The organism is Mojavia sp. (genome assembly GCF_059505145.1).
Map to the genome: position 1 here is coordinate 148,973 of NZ_JCACKA010000124.1, position 19,229 is coordinate 168,201.

At 42.7% G+C, this 19,229-nt stretch carries 12 protein-coding genes; 6 read left to right on the top strand and 6 right to left on the bottom strand.

From position 1 onward, the window contains the following. Positions 1–143: 143 nt before the first annotated feature. On the top strand, positions 144–3,377 hold the full coding sequence (locus AC5JL8_RS33875) for a two-partner secretion domain-containing protein (protein WP_495884072.1): 3,234 nt from the start codon (positions 144–146) through the stop codon (positions 3,375–3,377). Between the two features lie 75 nt (positions 3,378–3,452). After that, a complete protein-coding gene (locus AC5JL8_RS33880) occupies positions 3,453–6,137 on the top strand; it encodes a CHAT domain-containing protein (protein WP_495884073.1) in 2,685 nt (894 codons plus the stop codon). A gap of 187 nt (positions 6,138–6,324) precedes the next feature. Here the strand turns inward: AC5JL8_RS33880 and AC5JL8_RS33885 are convergent, their stop codons facing one another. The 3 genes from AC5JL8_RS33885 to AC5JL8_RS33895 all read right to left on the bottom strand — a co-directional run bounded on the left by AC5JL8_RS33885 (position 6,325) and on the right by AC5JL8_RS33895 (position 9,095). After that, positions 6,325–6,570, bottom strand: coding sequence for a ChaB family protein (locus tag AC5JL8_RS33885; protein ID WP_495884074.1), 246 nt, complete (start codon positions 6,568–6,570; stop codon positions 6,325–6,327). A 110-nt stretch (positions 6,571–6,680) separates the two neighbouring features. Continuing rightward, positions 6,681–7,442 carry a DUF1345 domain-containing protein gene (locus AC5JL8_RS33890; protein ID WP_495884075.1) on the bottom strand — a complete coding sequence of 254 codons (762 nt, stop codon included), beginning with the start codon at positions 7,440–7,442 and terminating at the stop codon, positions 6,681–6,683. Positions 7,443–7,472: 30 nt separating this feature from the next. Next, positions 7,473–9,095: a phospholipase D-like domain-containing protein gene (locus tag AC5JL8_RS33895; RefSeq protein ID WP_495884076.1), complete on the bottom strand. Its 1,623-nt coding sequence runs from the start codon at positions 9,093–9,095 to the stop codon at positions 7,473–7,475. A gap of 218 nt (positions 9,096–9,313) precedes the next feature. Here AC5JL8_RS33895 and AC5JL8_RS33900 point away from each other — a divergent pair, with 218 nt between their 5' ends. Next, complete coding sequence (locus AC5JL8_RS33900) at positions 9,314–10,483, top strand: cysteine desulfurase family protein (protein WP_495884250.1); 1,170 nt, start codon at positions 9,314–9,316, stop codon at positions 10,481–10,483. A 79-nt stretch (positions 10,484–10,562) separates the two neighbouring features. Next, complete coding sequence (locus AC5JL8_RS33905; RefSeq protein WP_495884077.1) at positions 10,563–11,294, top strand: DUF1995 family protein; 732 nt, start codon at positions 10,563–10,565, stop codon at positions 11,292–11,294. A gap of 363 nt (positions 11,295–11,657) precedes the next feature. Here AC5JL8_RS33905 and AC5JL8_RS33910 read toward each other — a convergent pair whose 3' ends face one another. Then, positions 11,658–14,636: a zinc-dependent metalloprotease gene (locus AC5JL8_RS33910; protein WP_495884078.1), complete on the bottom strand. Its 2,979-nt coding sequence runs from the start codon at positions 14,634–14,636 to the stop codon at positions 11,658–11,660. Between the two features lie 497 nt (positions 14,637–15,133). Between AC5JL8_RS33910 and AC5JL8_RS33915 the strand changes: the two genes are divergently transcribed. Then, entirely contained in the window at positions 15,134–16,879 is a 1,746-nt protein-coding gene (locus AC5JL8_RS33915) for a pentapeptide repeat-containing protein (protein WP_495884079.1), read from the top strand. Between the two features lie 157 nt (positions 16,880–17,036). On the opposite strand, the gene AC5JL8_RS33920 is transcribed toward AC5JL8_RS33915, so the two are convergent. Both AC5JL8_RS33920 and AC5JL8_RS33925 read right to left on the bottom strand, forming a co-directional pair. Then, positions 17,037–17,285 (bottom strand): hypothetical protein, encoded by a 249-nt coding sequence (locus tag AC5JL8_RS33920; RefSeq protein WP_495884080.1) that lies wholly within the window; start codon positions 17,283–17,285, stop codon positions 17,037–17,039. A gap of 41 nt (positions 17,286–17,326) precedes the next feature. After that, positions 17,327–17,920 (bottom strand): MarC family protein, encoded by a 594-nt coding sequence (locus tag AC5JL8_RS33925; protein ID WP_495884081.1) that lies wholly within the window; start codon positions 17,918–17,920, stop codon positions 17,327–17,329. A 263-nt stretch (positions 17,921–18,183) separates the two neighbouring features. Between AC5JL8_RS33925 and AC5JL8_RS33930 the strand changes: the two genes are divergently transcribed. After that, positions 18,184–18,999 carry a carbon-nitrogen hydrolase family protein gene (locus AC5JL8_RS33930; RefSeq protein ID WP_495884082.1) on the top strand — a complete coding sequence of 272 codons (816 nt, stop codon included), beginning with the start codon at positions 18,184–18,186 and terminating at the stop codon, positions 18,997–18,999. The last annotated feature ends 230 nt before the right edge of the window (positions 19,000–19,229 follow it).

A 19,229-nucleotide genomic window follows, 5' to 3' on the forward strand; every position in this document is an offset into this window, starting at 1 on the left:
GGATACAAAGGAAGAGATAGATAATTTGATAGCGGGAAGGGAGTAGTTAAGAAACTTTGAGCAAAGTGCGTAAATTGATTTAAATGGTATGTATATGCCTAATGAAGACTTTTTGCCTAATTTCCTTTGGCTAGGAGAGCGCTATGTCCAGGGTGTCTATGCATCAAGACTGGTTATTGGGGATTGCTATTATTAGCACGATGATCTTTAGCGCAAATAGAACCCAAGCTCAAATTACACCGGACACCACACTTCCACATAATTCCAACGTCAACTTAGAAGACAATATCTTCAATATCACAGGTGGAACCTCGGCAGGTAGTAATCTGTTTCATAGTTTTAACAATTTTTCTGTACCGACTGGCTCTACAGCTTTTTTTCAAAATTCTCCAAATATTCAAAATATCTTAACTAGAGTGACAGGCGGGTCAATCTCTGATATTGATGGGTTAATTAAAGCCAACGGCACAGCCAACCTGTTTTTGATCAATCCGAATGGCATTGTCTTCGGTCAGAATGCAAGGTTGGATGTTGGTGGTTCATTCGTTGCCAGTACTGCTAGCAGCTTAAAGTTTAAAGATGGTTATGAGTTTAGTGCGACTAATCCTGAGTCAGCACCCTTGTTAACGATAACCGCGCCCGTGGGGTTGGATATGGATAACAATCCAGGGGAAATTAAAGTGACTGGAACAGGGCATAATATTCCACTTGAGTTGATTACAAAAGAACCCCGTAACGCTGTTGACGATAGTAGTGTCACAGGCTTGGAGGTTCAAGAAGGTAAAACATTAGCACTGCTGGGAGGTAAGGTGTCCTTTGAAGGTGGTATTCTCAAGGCTCCACAGGGACGTATTGAAATCGGTAGTGTTGGTGGTAGCGGTAGTGTGAATCTCGTTCCAGTACCAGAAGGTTGGAAGCTGAATTATCAAGACATTACCAATTTTGAAAATATCCAGTTTTCTGGAAAACCATTGGTAAATACCACAGGAAAGGGTGGTGGTTCTATCGTCCTTGTGGGTAGGGATATTACTCTCACTCAAGAGTCATTATTATTGGGTGATACAGTTGGCGCTGGCAAAGGGGGAGGGACTACCATTATAGGAGATTCAATATCTCTTAATCAGTCCAATATCAGTAATTACACTTTCGATTCCGGGGAAGCTGGACTAATTCAGCTTTTTGCTAATAGATACATATTACTTGAGAACCAAAGCTCCCCGCGTAACCATACAACAGGAATAGGCAAAGGTGGAGAAATTGCTCTTGAAGCAGATTCTATTATTTTTAAAAATCAGAGCGGGTTAGGTAGCAATACTTATAGCGAAGGCAATGCCGGACGTATAAACCTTAGAGCTAATTCTCTACTAATTGAACAGGGAAGTGGTATGGCTACTCTTTCTGAAGAAAAAGGTAACGCCGGGGAAATCAACATTAATGTCAAAGATTCTTTTGTAATCCGCAAAAAATCTGGTTTGGCTAGCAATACTTCAGACACAGGGAATGCTGGAAAAATCAGCATTACTGCAAATTCTTTATTACTAGAAGAACAAGCGGGGATCGAGAGTATTGCGAAACAAGGCAGCATGGGTGACGGTGGAGAAATAGATATTAAGACAGACTCTTTGACAGTCAAAAAATCATCTAGTATTAATACAAACTCTCGAGGTCGAGGAAATGCTGGAAAAATCAGCATTACTGCAAATTCTTTACTTGTTCAAGACTTTGCAGAAATCAGTAGTAAGACGACTGGGCAAAGTAGTAAAGGTAATGGCGGTGAGATTAAGATTGATACAGGCTCCTTAACGGTTCAAAAGTACGCAGGTATAAAAACTAATTCATCAAATACAGGGAACGCTGGGCAAGTTAACGTCACCGCACAGTCATTGTTGATTCAAGACTTTGCAGAGATTAGTAGTAATACTGAGCAAAGTAGCACAGGAAGTGCGGGAAATGTAACTGTCAACGCAAATAGCATAGTTCTTCACAATGATGGCGCACTACGAGTTATGAGTACTGGTACTGGAAATGCTGGTATTTTGCAGATTACGGCAGATAATATTTTGTTGCGCAATAACAGTAAAATCTCAGCCACAGCCGGCACAGCCCAGGCAGGTGGCGATGGCGGAACAATTAACATCACTGCAAATTCTTTGTTGATTGAAACAAGATCGGGGGTGAATACGGGTACGCATCCACGCAGTTCAGGTAATGGTGGAGCAATCGACATCAATGTCAAAGATTTTGTAATTCGCAAACAATCTGGTGTGGTTAGTAATACTTCAGGCACAGGGAATGCTGGAAAAATAAACATTACTGCAAATTCTTTACTACTGGAAGAACTAGTAGGTATCTCAAGTAACACGAGTGAGCCAAGTAGTAAAGGTAATGGTGGAGAAATTAAGATTGATACAGGCTCCTTAACGATTCAAAATTACGCAGGTATAAAAACTAATTCATCAAATGCAGGGAACGCTGGGCAAATTAACGTCACTGCACAGTCTTTGTTGATTCAAGACTTTGCAGAGATTGGTAGTAATACTGAGCAAGATAGCACAGGAAGTGCGGGAAATGTAACTGTCAACGCAGATAGCATAGTTCTTCGCAATGATGGCGCATTGCGAGTTATAAGTACAGGTACTGGAAATGCTGGTATTTTGAAGATTACAGCAGATAAGATTCGGCTTGATAACAAAGGTTTAATCAGTGCAAGTACTACCTCTGGAAATGGTGGTGACATTACCATAAAAGAAACAGACTTATTGTTGCTGCGTCATAACAGTCAAATCTCCGCCACAGCAGGCACAGCAGAGGCAGGTGGGGATGGCGGCAATATTGATATCGATGCCAAATTCATCATTGCAGTTCCTAAGGAAAACAGCGATATCAGTGCCAATGCCTATGAGGGGATAGGAGGAAATATTAACATTACTACCCAAGGTCTATTTGGAATTGGGTTTCGCCCTCAACCAACTCCACACAGTGATATCACTGTCAGTTCTCAGTTCGGCATCAATGGCAACGTGAACATTAATACGCCGGATGTTGATCCCAGTCAAGGTTTGGTTGAATTAGCAAGCGAACTCGGAGTTCCCGAACCGATACAGGGCTGTCAAGCTAGTTATCAAAAGTCAACGAGTCGTTTTATCAACACTGGACGCGGTGGTTTGCCACCCAATCCTTATGAAGCTCTCGACAGCAACGAGGTTTGGAAAGATGTGCAACTGCCAAGACAATTAGCCGACAATTCAGTTGATGTTCGTGGAAGTTCAAAATCAATTGTGGAAGCCCAAGGGTGGATGATTAATAAAAATGGGAATCTGGAACTCGTCGCTCAGATTCCCAATACCACATCAGAAAACCTTTGTAGCTGGCGTTAGCTAAAAAAAACAGTGAATAGTTGCAAGTATTTGAGTGAAATGAAAAGCAAAGTTGTTTCAAGCTTTTTCAAAGCAGTGTCCCGAAGGATTCTGAAACTAACACTGCTGGCAGTTTTGGCGTTCACAACAACTATTGGTGTTCCTGTTCTGTCTGCTCAACAAGTGGAAGTTGTTTCCTCAACAAAGACTCAGACTACAAATGCCCAATTGTTACTGCAACAGGGTATAGAACTCTACGAAGCTCAAAAGTTTTCTGAAGCCGCAACAGTTTGGCATCGGGCAGCTTCAGCCTTTGCTCAACAAGCAGATAACCTCAAAAGAGCGCTAGCGCTGAGTAATCTTTCTTTGGCTTATCAAGAGCTAGGGCAGTGGGAGGACGCTCAAGGCGCAAGCACTACAAGCCTTAATCTGCTGAAAAATCTAGAGAATTCAGCTCCCTCACTGAGCTACTGGGAAATTTTGGCTAAAGCCCTAAATACTCAAGGCAGCTTGGAATGGGCAAAGGGAAGATTAGAAGAGGCTCTCTCCACCTGGAAGCAAGCGAGTGCTACCTACGCTAAAGCTGGCAATCAAGCAGGATTGATTGGCAGTTCACTTAACCAAGCCAAAGCTTTACAAGCATTGGGGTTGAGTCGCCAAGCAGCAAAAACTTTAGAACAGGTTAACCAAATTCTGAAATCAGAATCAGACCCTTCCCTCAAGGCTACTGGATTGCGTTATCTCGGCAATGCTCTTAGGCAAATTGGCGCTCTAGCTGAGTCAAGACAGGTTTTGGCCCAAAGCGTGCAACTAGCTGGGCAAACAACAACCAAAGCTTTGACTCTGCTTGAGTTAGGCAACACTGAACGAGCCTTAAGTAATAGAGCTATAGCGATTGGGAAGAAACAAGAGGAAATTGAACACGCTAAATTCGCTATTAATTTTTATGAAGAAGCATCAAAATTGGGCAGCCAAGTTCAGCCCCAGTTGAATCAGTTGAGCCTTTTAATAGAAACTGGGCAGTGGTCAGACGTTGGAAAACTAGTGTCTCAAGTTCAGCAATCGATCGCTAACTTGCCTTTGAGTCGGACAGCAATCTATGCCCGGCTTAACTTAGCTCGGAGCTTGACTTGCCTCAAGTCTGATGTTTATACAGAAGCGATTTCATGTAGAAGTAGCGTTCGCCGGGAACAACTGCTGGTACACACGTTTGCCCAAGAAACTCCCTTATGGGCAGAAATTGCTCAGATTTTAGCCACCGCAGTTCAACAGGCTCACAGCTTGCAAGACCGAAGGGCTGAATCCTATGCCCTTGGTCAGCTAGGAGAAGTGTATCAGTTGGCTGGGCAGTTGCCAGCAGCTAGAAAACTTACTGAGCAAGCCCTGTTCATTGCCCAGCAGATTCAAGCTCCAGAGATTCGTTACCGTTGGGAGTGGCAGTTGGGACGCTTACTGGCACAGCAGGGAAACAGCAAAGGAGCGATCGCTTCCTATTCTATTGCTGTCGATACTCTTGGGTCTGTTCGCAGCAACTTGCTTACTATCAATCCAGATGTGCAGTTTTCCTTTAGAGATCAAGCAGAACCAGTCTACCGTGAATTAGTCGATTTGCTCTTGAGTCCTCAAGGCAGTTCTGATCCCAGCCAAGAAAACCTGGAAAGAGCGATCGCAACTATTGATGCCCTACAGCTAGCAGAATTAGAAAATTACCTCGGTTGCTACCTTGGCCAAACAGTGCCGCTAAAACAGAATTTCGAGCAAGTCTCACACCAAGCAGCATTTATCTACCCTATTATTCTCAAAGATAGGTTAGAAGTCCTCTTCAAGTTGCCTGGGCAACCGTTGAGACACTTTCAACATCCGGTGCAGCAAAGGGTGGTGAAAGAGACGGTTGAAAAATTGCGAAGAGCTATATTAGGATACAGCCGCGCAAACATCACAGACATATCCCAACAGGTTTATCAATGGTTGCTTGAACCGCTTGAGCCATACCTAAAAAGTAGCAGTGAAGTTGAAACTTTGGTCTTCGTGCTTGATACGGATTTGCAGAATATTCCGATGGCTGCTCTTTATGACGGCAAAGCTAAAGAGTATCTAATTGAAAAGAAGTATGCCCTTACTCTGGTTCCTAACGCGGTGTTGTTTAATCTTACAGCCAAGCTTAGGGAATTAAAAGTTTTAGCTGCTGGAATCAGTAGTCCCATGGAAGTGGAAAATCACCGTTTTGACGCCATTAACGCCACTGCAGAATTGCAGCAAATTCAGCAAGTAGCATCCTCTAGTAAAATACTACTGAATTCACAATTCACTCCGGCCAATATGCAGCAAGACCTCACATCAGATGCTTTTACGGTAGTGCATTTGGCAACTCATGGAAATTTCAGTTCAGACCCCGAACAGACATTTATTCTCGCTTATAACGAACTCCTTAAATCTCGTGATTTAGAGAACTTGCTAACTAGCAGAAAGCAAAAGGCAACAGGCGCTATAGAATTGCTTGTTTTGAGTGCTTGTCAAACAGGAGAAGGAGACAACCGAGCGCCTCTAGGACTAGCCGGATTAGCTGTCCGGTCGGGGGCAAACAGTACACTAGGTACCTTGTGGAAAGTGAGTGATGAGTCTACTGTCAAATTAATGGAGCAGTTCTACAAACACTTGAATCAGCCGGGAGTAAGCAAGGGTCAAGCACTCCATCGCGCCCAGCAAGCTCTATTAAAGGAGCCAAAGTATCAAAATCCCTATTACTGGGCCCCCTATGTTTTAGTCGGCAATTGGCTTTAATTTGGACTGCTTGCTCTAACTGTTGATTTACAGCAAATTACAGCTAGATTGGCATATACATTTTTGTGAAGTGCAAATTGATAGAATCAATATAGTGGTGCTTCAAATTTTTCATGATAATTACAAGTCAAAAGCGGTTTGTAGAAGTTACAAACCGCCTTTAATTTAACATCTAGCTAAAAGCTAATTAATTACCGCCAGTGGTGATAGCTTTATTATGTATAGGTGGATCTTCAGTTTTTCTGTTCCATTGACCGTCTTTGCCTTGCTCATATTCATTCTTGACACTATTCAAAGCAACATCACGAGCTGCATCTTCACTCAAACCGTCGCTTTGGGCCGCATTGAATGCTGCAAGAAACATTTGTTGTGCGTGTTCTGGCAATTGTTCTCGAATATCCTGAGGTATTTGGTCAATTGTGTTATCAGGCATAAACCTACTCCGATTCGCTTAACTTAGGTTAATGCTAAAAACAGGAAAGTAAAATTTCCTCTATAAACAGAGATATACATTACTATACTTTTGGCTGAGTTAACTAATTTTTAAATCAGCGCCGCAATAATATTGATGCTCATAGCTACAATGATAGTGTTGAAAAAGAACGATAACACTCCATGTAAAAGAGTTAAACGCCTCATATATCTTAATGTTGTTTGCACATCTGAAACTTGGCTAGTCATGCCAATTACAAAAGAAAAATATAAAAAATCACAGTAGTCTGGATCTTTCTCATTGGGAAAACCTAGTCCCCCAACTATTTCCTCATTATTAATATCATGATTATGTTGATAATATCCGCGTGCATATTGCAGCGCAAACATGGTATGCAATAGTAACCAAGAACCAATAATCGTCATTGCCGACAGCAGGACACGTAAAGGTACTGGAATCGTTAATAGCCCTTTGTGATGATAGTTTAGTAAGAATGTAATGGCTAATATGCTAGCGCAAGCAGCAGTGATCATCAGCATGAATATAGCCAAGCTACCTTCATATTCACGTCGCGCGTAACGACGCGTTTTTTCTGGGTTAGCTTTGAGCATCTTCCACCAAGTCAAGGCTAAAAACAAGTAAGCCCCTGAGTTCCAAATGCAGAGAATACGAGTAGGTAAGCGCAGCCAAGGCGGAAGTAACAGTGAAACCAATACAGCGAAGCCGACGGCAGAGATAAGTCGGGGTCTTGGGTCAAAGTTCTTGAATAACTGATATTTAACCAACACATTGACAAAGTACTCAAACCTTACAGCAATTAGCAGTATACCCGCTACACCGTAGCTTACATTTTCTAATGTCTCAATTATCAATAACTTAGCGATTCTTAAAAGTAAATCGCGCTACCAAGTTAGATAGATACGCCATTTATCCACCATCCTAGCACTCACCCCCGGAACTCTTTCCAAGTCTTGTAAAGATGTAAACTTTTGCTGGTGACGAGTCATAATTATCCGTTGTGCCAATTGTTTACCTATACCTGGAAGTTTTACTAGTTCTTCAATGTTAGCTGTATTAATATTTACTTGTGTAATTACTTGCTCATCGCTTAATGTAGGAGTTGTAATTTTAGGACACTGTTTTTCTGCGGCTTGAATTTTTTGCTGAATGGCAATTGGCAAACCAAGTTTGACTTTAGCGTAAAGACGTGTGAACTCGCGTGAATAATGGGCTGCAACGGTAGGGCTTTCAATTATTATTAGCGTTTCATCGTTGCCATTATTAGCAGCATCTGACCAATTGTGAGAACCTGTAATAACTGTTTGGCTATCAATTACAGCAAATTTATGATGCAGTAAATCACCTTTGGGTAATGTGGGAACACCAACGCTAGTAATTGGATATTTCCAAGGATGATTATCTACTTCATATTTACATTTTTCACCTAGAGCAAAACCCATCATATCTAATGCTTCGCTATATGAACGAAAAGCAAATTGTGGTTCAATTAAAGCGCGAATTGGCACATTTTGTTGATGACGAGTTTCTAAAATATTGGCAAGAAGCTGTTCAGAAAAGACGAACAACGCCATATCTATAGATTTTGTAGCTTTATTTAAAGTTTTGCCAATTAAACCATTACTAGTGTTACTCCAAGGTTGAGTTGGGGAAGTAGGCGAAAACTGTACGGTAATTCTTGTTTGGTTTAAGGTGATTGTTTTGGGCACTCGCATCGGTTTTTTCAACCCAAAAAGGCTATCTGGCTTACCGCCTGGGCCATCACCCCACATAATGTTAAATTCTTCTGTAAATAAAGATGCTAATTCTGGGCTGTCAATTTGTAATAAATTGTTAGCATTGCCTAAACTATTGGCCTTGGTAAAATCGCCAAAAACATCACTCAACGTAAAATTAGCGGAAGTAACAATGACAATGCGATTGTCTACAATCACAAATTTATGATGCATCAAATCGCTACCTGCGGAACCATCCGCTTGATCATCTATCCAGGGAATTTTGGCATTTTGCAATATCGCTAAAGCATCTCTTTGATTGATTTCCTCAAGGCTGAGGTTGTTATCTTGGTTAAGGTCTACAAATTTACGAAATTCTTGATAGCGTTCTTGTTCTCTTTTTTCTAACTGGCTTACTTCATCGGGTGACAAGCTACTCCAAGGGCGACTATAAGTATTTTCTAAAATCAACCTGACCTTTACCCCAGCTTTTTGTCTGTCTACTAGTGCTTGGGTAACTTTAGGTAAACGTAACTCTTGCACTGCCACATCTACTGTAGATTTAGCTTGGGAAATGGCATTGATAATTTGTTGTTCTAAATTATCCCCAAGACGAGTTTGCTGGCGGTAAGGTTCTTGATATTCTGAAGATTCAGAATGATTAAAGTAAACTTGAACGAATGGATCTTGTGGTAGGGATGCTAGAGGTTTATTGTAGGACTGGACTCGTTGACAAGCAGTAATGGTAAATATCAGAAAAAAACTTAAAAAATATCTGGGGCTAGCAAACATTTGCACACTAATCTGTTAAAAGTAGTTTGATGGTGAACACATATATTATTCCCCAAATGAAGTATGCCCAATTAATTAAGAATTAGCTTGACAAGCAGGGAAAAATCTACCCATTGATGCAGAATTATTCAGGTCAAGTCAGGATTAGCAACTTAATTGTCTATGCTAAAAGTAACAGCAACCGATGGTCAGCGTGTGTTCTCTCTATTATTGGTTATATGCAAATCTATCTAGATTACAGTGCCACAACTCCCACCCGCCCAGAAGCGATCGCAGCTATGCAAGCAATTCTCACCGAACAGTGGGGTAATCCTTCGAGTTTGCATGAGTGGGGAAACCGGGCAGCAATGACTGTGGAACAAGCCAGAATCCAAGTTGCTGAATTAATTGCAGCCCCTGTTCCAGAATCGATCATTTTTACTTCTGGTGGTACTGAGGCAGATAATCTAGCGATTATGGGCGTTGCTCGGTTGTATACTGTTCCGCAACACATAATTATTTCTAGCATTGAGCATTCAGCAATTTCGGAACCTGCGCGGTTGTTGGAGATGTGGGGTTGGGAAGTTACTCGCCTTGCAGTGGATGCTAAAGGTGTAGTCAACCCCGCAGATTTAAAAGCAGCATTGCGACATAACACCGTTTTAGTTTCTGTGATTTACGGTCAAAGTGAAGTGGGAACAGTGCAACCGATCGCAGAACTAGGAAATATTGCCCGAACACATGGGGCTTTGTTCCACACAGATGCAGTGCAAGTTGTGGGACGCTTGCCAATTAATGTGCAAAAACTCCCCATAGATTTATTGAGTATTTCCAGTCATAAATTATATGGGCCGCAAGGTGCTGGGGCACTGTATGTACGCCCTGGTGTAGAGTTAGTACCCTTGCTAGGTGGCGGTGGGCAAGAAATGGGATTGCGTTCTGGTACGCAAGCTACACCTATAATTGCTGGGTTTGGCGTCGCAGCTGAACTAGCCGCGCAAGAAATGCCTAGAGAAACACCCCGCTTAATTAAGTTACGCGATCGCTTGTTTGCCCAGTTAGCTGACATTCCTGGCTTAATTCCCACAGGCGATCGCTACCATCGCCTACCCCACCACATCAGCTTCTGTCTAGAATATGCTGATGGGGAAAAACTCAGCGGTAAAACTTTAGTACGACAGTTAAACCTGGCTGGAATTGGCATTAGTGCAGGCTCTGCTTGTCACAGTGGTAAACTTAGCCCTAGCCCCATACTGTTAGCAATGGGCTATTGTGAACAAGCTGCCTTGGGTGGGATTCGCATGACATTAGGGCGCGATACCACAGAAGCCGATGTAGATTGGACAGCGATGGTATTAAAGCAAGTTTTGCAAAGGCTGACACCTGTAAAATTAGTGGTTAGTCGGTAGTTGTCATTAGTTATTCGATCAACGACAAATGACACAAAACTCTTTTGAATTTTAAATTTTGAATTTTGAATTGATAAAGATGTCTGAACTTCCCAATAGTCTTGAAGATGCGATCGCCCAATCTCGTATAGCTACCCAAGCTGCCCTAGCAGATGGCTATACTCGCTTACAAGTTGAGTTTCTGTTTCCAGAACTCAAATTTATGCCAGTGGCGGAACAATTTTTGCCTTTGTTTGCAGAATATGATTCTCGACTGAAAGTTTTCTTTGCCGATGCTGGTGGTGCTGCCCTTGCCCGTCGAGATTGGCCAGATGTACCATTTAAAATTTCGGATATCGGTACAGGCAGGGCAACTGCCGTAGGCTCAAAAATTCAGCCAGAGGACGAAATTTTCTTATTTATTGCCCCTACTTCCGTCGAAGTGCCGCAGATGGAAAAACTCTGTCAAGAAATAGGCGATCGCCCTTTAGTTATGTTAAATCCTCGTTTAGAAGATGCAGGCGCTATAGGCATTGGTTATGCGGCAAGGCAAGTTCGTGAACGTTTTATCAATACCATAGAATCTTGCTACTACCTGCGTCCGGTAGATGATCAAACTGCCGTCTTTCGCTGCTATCCTGGGCTGTGGGAAGTCTGGGTAGAAACTGATGGTGAGTATCAAAAAATTGCCGAATTACCTAAAAGACCATCCGGTGATGAATTGGATTTTATTTTGATGAAAGAAACCCAAACAGAAACAAACGCTGCACCTGCGAAAAAGCCTAATATTTTCAAAGGTTTGCAACGGTTTTTAAAGGCGTTAAGTAGTTAGGGGCTGGGGGCTGGGGAAAAGCAGGGGAGCAGGGAGCAGGGGGCAGCTTCGAGGCAGGGGGCAAGGGGACAAGGGGACAAGGGGACACAGCGCTGCGAAGAGAAGTGCCTTGCGCGGGTTCCCCGCGTTGTGGCAACTTCGGGGAGGGTTTCCAACGCCAGTCGCTCATGGGGGAGACCCCCAAGACCGCGCTGGCTCCTCCGCAGGCGACTGCGTTCCCCGAAGGGGTTCTCGAAGAGTACCCGAAGGGGGACACGGGGAAAGAACTATAAATAACTCTCTTGCTCCTTGTCCCCCCATCCCCCATGCTCCTTGTCCTCTTCACCCGATGCCCAATGCCCAATGCCCAATGCCCAATCCCTACTAATTCCCTTGTAATGGGGCATTCAAGGTTTTTTCAATGCGATCGTGTGTTTCTAGTAAGTGCGCTTTTGTATATTCGTCGTCTGAATTAGCCTCTGCCAGTTTGTCACGTAGTTGGCGGATTTTATACCAAGCTAGTGTGCGAGCATCTTCTGGCACGTATTCTTTACGCAATACCATAGCAGTTAGGATATTTAGATATTCTCGCTGTAAGCCTCGCCGCAGGCTGGAAATCTTCAATTGTTTGTCTTTAGGTTGAATAACTTCCGTCCAGATGCCATTTTGTAAGGTATCAAATAGTTCAGGCAGACTTAGTGCTTTGCCTGGCTGACTTTTGAGTTCTATGTCCTTGAGACGGGAGAGGCGATCGCCTGAAAGTAAATCCAACAATACTGCACTTTGCAAGGTTAATACCAAGTCATGAACTGGATAATCTAAACGACCAACCTGAGGATAACTACCCCAATGCATCCAACGAGAAGGTGCTAATTTATTCAGCAGTTCTGGTGAGAAATTAAGTGCATTCTCTGCAAACACATACTTTTGCAGCGTCGCTAATGCTTGCCTTTGTTCTTCGACTGGCACTGGTTCAAATGGTAATCGGCGTTGGCGAGTAGGTAGTTTGGTGGATGAAACCTCATCTGCATGAATTCTATAAAAAGACTGCCCACCGATGTATTTTGTGGTATAGAAAATATTCTGAAAATAATTACCTAATACCGAGCCAAATCGGTCACTTAAATCGCTATAGCTTTCACCAGCAAGAGGATAACGCGTGCTGAGTTTATCCCACATCACCAGTGAATTATCCAGCTGCCATTGCGAATAAGTCAGTACATTACTGCTGTTATCCCAAGCATTAGCAGTTGGGTCGAGGTCATATCTATCCTCATCTGTGGAATAACTCAACTCTGGTTTATCAGATTGCCCAGCAATTTCGTCCAACATAGCCTTTTCCGCTATCGGAGTTGCTGCTTGAGTTGATGTGTAGCCGTACTGAATTGCCCACTCATCATATGGCCCCACCATCTTCGGAAAATAATCTCCCTGCTTCGTACCTTGGGGTGCAATATTCGGTGGGATATAATCCATTACCGAAGTCGTCAGACCTTTGCTGGTGGTGATTTGCTTATTGTTAAGTTCTTCTGGTCGCAGCAGAGTGCTACCACGGAAGTTGTGGCGTAAACCAAGGGTATGACCAACCTCATGAGCAATAATCAAACGTAAATATTGATGAACATACTCTTTGATTTGGTCTGGAGTCGGCGTGGTGTCTTGTAGAAGTGTCATCGTCATTGAACCCAAGGCAAACTGGTTAGCAGCTTCCATCCCGTAGCACAAATCAGACTCACCAGCCAGTTTAGATAAACGGTTCAATAAGTTTTTTTGCTCTTGATTGCCTTTGGCTTTGTCGCCTAAACCATTGACGCAAAGCATATTATTTTGCATCAATGCCGATAAAGAAGTACGGGCTGGTGCTTGGTTGGGTTGTACAATTTTACGATACTCACTCTTGAGTAGACGTATAAAGCTGCCATCTACCAAAATGTCGGCATCCAAAATTTCCCCAGTCAAGGGGTTAACGCGGGATGGCCCCCTAGCAAAAAATCCATCTATCGTGTTGATCCAGCGAATTGTGTTATAGCGGATATCTGCTGGATCCCAGTTGGGATTATCTGGCATTTGGCGCACTTCGATCGCATCCTTAAATCCCGCTTTCAGAAAAGCTTGATTCCACATCAGTATCCCTTCTTTTACTGCATCGCGGTAATCATAGGGCACAGCATTATCAATCCAAAAGACTATTGGTTTTTTGGGTGGAGATATTGCTGCTTGCGGGTTTTGTTTTTCCAAATTCCAGCGATTGATATAACGAACAAATGGGTCGCCACGATCATCTTTGGATAAGTCTTGATAAGCAGTAATAAAATAACCGACGCGATCGTCTGCCAAACGTGGCCGATAATTATTTGTTGGGAGTTCGGAGAGGCTGTAGTGTACTCGCAGAGTGAAGCCACGGTTATCAGCTAGCGACTCGAAGCTTAGGGATTCATTTTCACGACTGCTACCTCCACCACCGGTAAAATTCAAAATCGACTCAATTTCCAAGTTTTGGGGAAAGGCTTTCGCATTACCAAAATATGACTGATCTGTACCTCCGGATACTCCTAAACTCAAAGATAAGCCAGCTAAGTCTGTGAGTAGTAAATCACCTAAGTCGATAAGCAGAGTTTTGCGTTCAGGATGAATGCTTTTTATCGAAATATTATAGAGAACAGAGTCACTGAATGAGCGAGCCAGCGATCGCGCCTGGGGATCTCCTTCACGAGTACGAAAATTAACATTACGGACAGAAAATAACAAATTATTATCTACCCGTTTGAAATAAAATAAAAAATCTTGCAAAGGCATACCGCTATAAATACCCCGTTCGCCAATGCCCGATTCTAATGTTGATGTAGCTAGGAAATTTTTATTGAGTTGTTCTGGCTTAATTTCTAAATAAATTTTATTCTTTTCTTTCTGGCGATAAAGAGTGAACAGACCCTGGAGTTTTTCAGTATCTTTTACTACTTCATCAAAATCTTCTAAATCATCTTTTTTGGATGGTTTAGCATTGGAGTTAGGTTTTGTATTCGGCTTGCTTGGAGTTTTTTGGGCTTGCAAAAACGGTTGTCGTCCCGCTTGTTTAATATCTCCAACTACCCAATTAAACTTTTCTTGCTGTACTTGTTGGTTTTGATTCAGTACCCAAACTTGCTTTGGCGTTTCTTCTAGAGACTCTGGCGATCGCGATGTCTCTTTGGCAAGTTTTTGGTAATCAGTATCAACCTTCTTTGCATTTTTTCCTGCACCTGTATTCACAGCAACTTCTACCTTATGGTTAGCGCGTAACTCAGGTACAGACTCAGCCTTAGCGGTTGTTATTCCTAATAACAACCCTTGTAACAAAATCACATAAAAAGTTAATCTATTCATTCAATCTACCCCAATAACTATAAAATAGCTGATTTTTCGTTAGAGCAAAGCTGCTTGACTTTGCTCTCATCTGGCTGAGTTAAACTCTGACTGCTTATTATCCAGCAGTAAACTTTATCAGTTAAATTAACATCACTATTTTTAAACCTGATTACACACTTTTGCTGTAGTATTTTTGCTAATAATTGTATCTGTAGGAAACGGCACGTATTATTTTTACATTAGATTAGTAAACTTGCTGGTAAGAAAGTATAACGATTTTTGCGGATTCAATGACATTACTGGAAAAATGCAGACCTTTTTAAACTCTAACTATCCATTAACACTGAGAAAAAGCGTGAGACTCTTGGAGATTGATTTTTACCAAGAAAATCTCAATTTTGCATCAGTTATATATTATACGAATGCGTTTTGTGGCTAAGAAGCATCTAAGTTTATAAAAAACTTTAAATAAGCTCTAAAACACAAGTAATTACGTAGTCATATTGAATACAGCAATGGCACATTTATCTCAAGTTTGGAAACGTTTGAGCAATTATGCAAGAGGTACAAGGTTACCAAAGAAGCCAAAAAAAACATCTTGGGAAGCCGAAGCCGTTTTGCCTCTAGGAAAAAATACTCAAGTTCCAGATAAAAAGGTTAACTTGTTTCAAGTTAATTTGCAGGATACTTTATTACCCGAAAAACTGCAAAAAAGGTTGGAAGATTGGACAAAGCTAGATAGGGATTCGCAGTATATTAACAGCGATTGCGCGGAGCGCAGCGCCAAAGGGAATCGCCAACTATATGAAGAAATTTACGATGTACTGGGTAATGGTGCCTTGACACCAGACATAGTTGAACAAGTTATGGACTTGCTCATTACCAGTAAAAAATTTCACCCAGTGCTTCTGTTTCAACGGCTAGAAGGCTTTTATCGTCGCTGGTGTCGGGGGGAATTTCTGGATGCTGCACCTAGTGATAACTTGCCTCAGAAAAAAATGCTACTCATGCTAGCACAAGATATTCCTGTAGGACTGAGACAAGTAGATATCTATACTGGGCTGAATGTACTGATTTTATTATTGGAATTACACCGCTACGCTCAAGTCAGAGATGAACTTCAGCAGCATATTAACTTTTATCCATCGACTCAACCAGATACAGATAGCTTTTTCACATCCCAACTACTTCGGATCATCAACTATAGCGATGCTTTGGAAATTGGTAACTTTAGCAGCATAGTTGGGGAATTTCTCAAAGGCGGCAACTTTAGAGGCGCTTATCTAGGAAATGCTAATTTGACTGGTGTTAATTTTAGCGGTGCGAACCTCAGCGGTGCTTACTTGGGGGATGCTAACCTCACAGGGGCCAACTTCAGCAATGCCAACCTCAGCAATGTCAACTTTGGTGATGCCAATCTCAGTGGTGCCAACTTTAGCAATGCCAACCTCAGCCGTGCTGACCTTAGCAGTGCCAACCTCAGCGGCGCTACCTTCCAAGACGCTAATCTCAGCCGCACCGACCTCAGCAGTGCTGACTTTAGCAGCACCAACCTCAGCAACGCCGACCTCAGCAGTGCCAACCTCAACAGCGCTAATCTTAAAGATGCAAACCTCAGCCGCGCCGACTTGACTAACGCTATCCTTTTTGGAGCCAACCTCAGTGAAGCTAACCTCGGCGGTGTTAACCTTAGCCATGCCGACCTTTGCCGTGCCGACCTTAGTGGTGCAGACTTGAGCCACGCTATTCTCAACGGCACCAACCTCAGCGACACAATTCTGTTTAGTACCAACCTCAGCGAAGCCGTTCTTGTCGCCGCCGACCTCAGCTATGCCAAACTCAATGGAGCCAAGCTAAACTACGCCAGACTCAACGGAGCAATGTTTTTAGGCGCTGACCTGAGCGGCGTAGACCTCAGTGGAGTAATTCTTAATGAAGCCGACCTCAGTGGCGTAATTCTCAACGATGCTGACCTCACTGGAGCCGACCTCAGCGATGCCATGCTGTTTGGTACGGACTTCAGCTATGCCAACCTCAACAACGCCAATCTCAGCGGTAGCAACCTCAGCGGTGCTTTGTTCAATGGTGCGGATCTTAGCAACACTAACGTCAACTACGCCATTCTTAACAATGCCGACGTTAGCGAAGCCAACCTCGAACAAATGATTTGGGGTGAAAAACAGCAATGGGAAAGTGTCCGAGGATTAGAGAAAGCGGTAAATGTGCCAGAAGGGTTGAAGCAGCAGTTGGGATTGGGTTGATACTAGTTCGTAATTCGTAATTCGTAATTCGTAATTCGTAATTCGTAATTAGGAAAGCTTTATTAAAAATCTAGATTTCTACACTACTCCACATCGTAGGGTGGGCAGTGCCCACCTACAGAAAATTACTTAAGTTTGGAACTCCATCGTTTGAGTTTCAAACACTATAATTCAAGCACAGAACTTCATCGTTCAAGTTCCGAACTCCATCACTCAAGCACAGAACACCAACGTTCGAGTTCCGAACTCCATTACTCAAGCACAGAACACCAACGTTCGAGTTCAGAACACCATCATTCGAGTTCAGAACACCATCATTCAAGTTCAGAACACCATCATCCGAGTTCAGAACTCCATCATTCAAGCACAGAACACCATCGTTCGAGTTCAGAACTCCATCATTCAAGCATAAAACACCATCATCCGAGTTCTGAACTCAAAATTTCGCTATTTTAAGAACAATTCCCGAATTCCAGTACTACCAATTTCTATCGCTAGTGCCGCCAATAGAAAACCGAAAAGCTGAGTCACAATGACTTCACCTTCAGCACCAATCCACTTTTCGATATAAGTTCCCAGACGCAAAATCAACCAACTCATGAACATTGCCGCTACAATACCCACAATGACACCAATATGCGGACTGGGAGATTTTGACATTAATAACATTACTGTTGTCAAAGTACCCGGCCCCGCTAACAATGGCAAAGCCAATGGTGTAATTGCAACGTCGCGTCCTTCTTCCGTAATTGGCGTATCTATTTCTCCCCGGAGCATTTGCAAAGCAATTAACAGCAACAATAGCCCTCCAGCAACTCGCAAAGAAGCCATGCTGATTTCCAAATAATTCAAAATTAATTGCCCAGTAAAAGCAAAAAGCAATAGAACTGTGATCGCAACGATAATTGCTTTATCTATAACTTTGTTTCTTTCCTCTGGTGTCATCCCCTTTGTCAAAACCAAGACTATTGGTATATTCCCTATAGCGTCGGCTAGAACAAACACAGCTATAAAGGTTTGGATCAGAACAGAGGTATCCACAGTAGGCAACTTTTATCAATGTTTGATAACAAGCTACCTTGAACCGTACCCAGTTTGCTATAACCCATAGGAAGATTGAGAAAGGATGGTGAGGATAACGAGTTGCTTCAACAAAAGCAACGTTTAGCGACAGATACAAGCCTGGAAACTCAGATGAAATCAGGCTTTCTGAATTTGGAATGAGTGAATTTTGAATTTTGAATTGGTATAACGATATATTTGAGAATCTACTCCGCACAAAACCACTGTTTGTTGTTTAATCTATGAAGTCTTATTTAGCAGCTGCTATCCAATTGACTAGTGTGCCCGACCTATACAAAAACTTGGCACAAGCTGAAGAATTTATTGAACTTGCTGTGCGTCGAGGTGCTGAGTTGGTATGTTTGCCAGAGAACTTTTCTTTTATGGGCGAAGAAAAAGACAAACTCGCACAAGCAGAAGCGATCGCCACTGAAAGTGAAAGATTTCTCAAAAAAATGGCCCAGCGCTTTCAAGTGACCATCCTGGGCGGCAGCTTTCCAGTCCTTGTAGAGAACACAGGCAAATTCTATAACACAAGCGTACTCATTGACCCCAATGGTCATGAAGTTTCTCGCTATTACAAGGTACATCTATTTGATGTTAACGTTCCTGACGGTAACACCTATCGAGAATCCAGCACAGTCATGGCTGGTACGCAACTACCCCCCGTTTACTTCTCGGAACAACTTGGTAATCTGGGACTTTCTATTTGCTATGATGTCCGCTTCCCAGAACTGTATCGCCATTTGGCAGACAAAGGAGCCGATGTTTTATTTGTGCCTGCTGCCTTCACTGCCTTCACTGGCAAAGACCACTGGCAGACATTACTACAAGCCAGAGCGATTGAAAACACCTGCTACGTGATTGCTCCAGCTCAAACCGGCACCAACTACGCCAGACGGCAAACCCACGGACACGCCATGATTATCGATCCTTGGGGTGCCATTTTAGCCGATGCAGGCGAACAGCCAGGAATTGCGATCGCCGAAATCAAACCCACTCGCCTAGAACAAGTCCGCCGTCAAATGCCTTCTTTGCAACATCGGGTATTTAGTTAATAAACAAGCTCTGCTCCCTCTTAGACATAATAAAACCGAACTCTAAGCAGTAATGTCAAAAAAATCCGAGAACTGAAACAAATGCTGCGGCAAGCAGGTTTCCGTGAAATTCCAGGCAAAGCTAGTCATACCAGCTGGGTGCATTTTATATCCTGGCAAAATTACGATTGCAGGTAAAGATGGAGCAGACGCTAAATGATATCAAGAAAAGGAAGTAAAACAGGCAATTG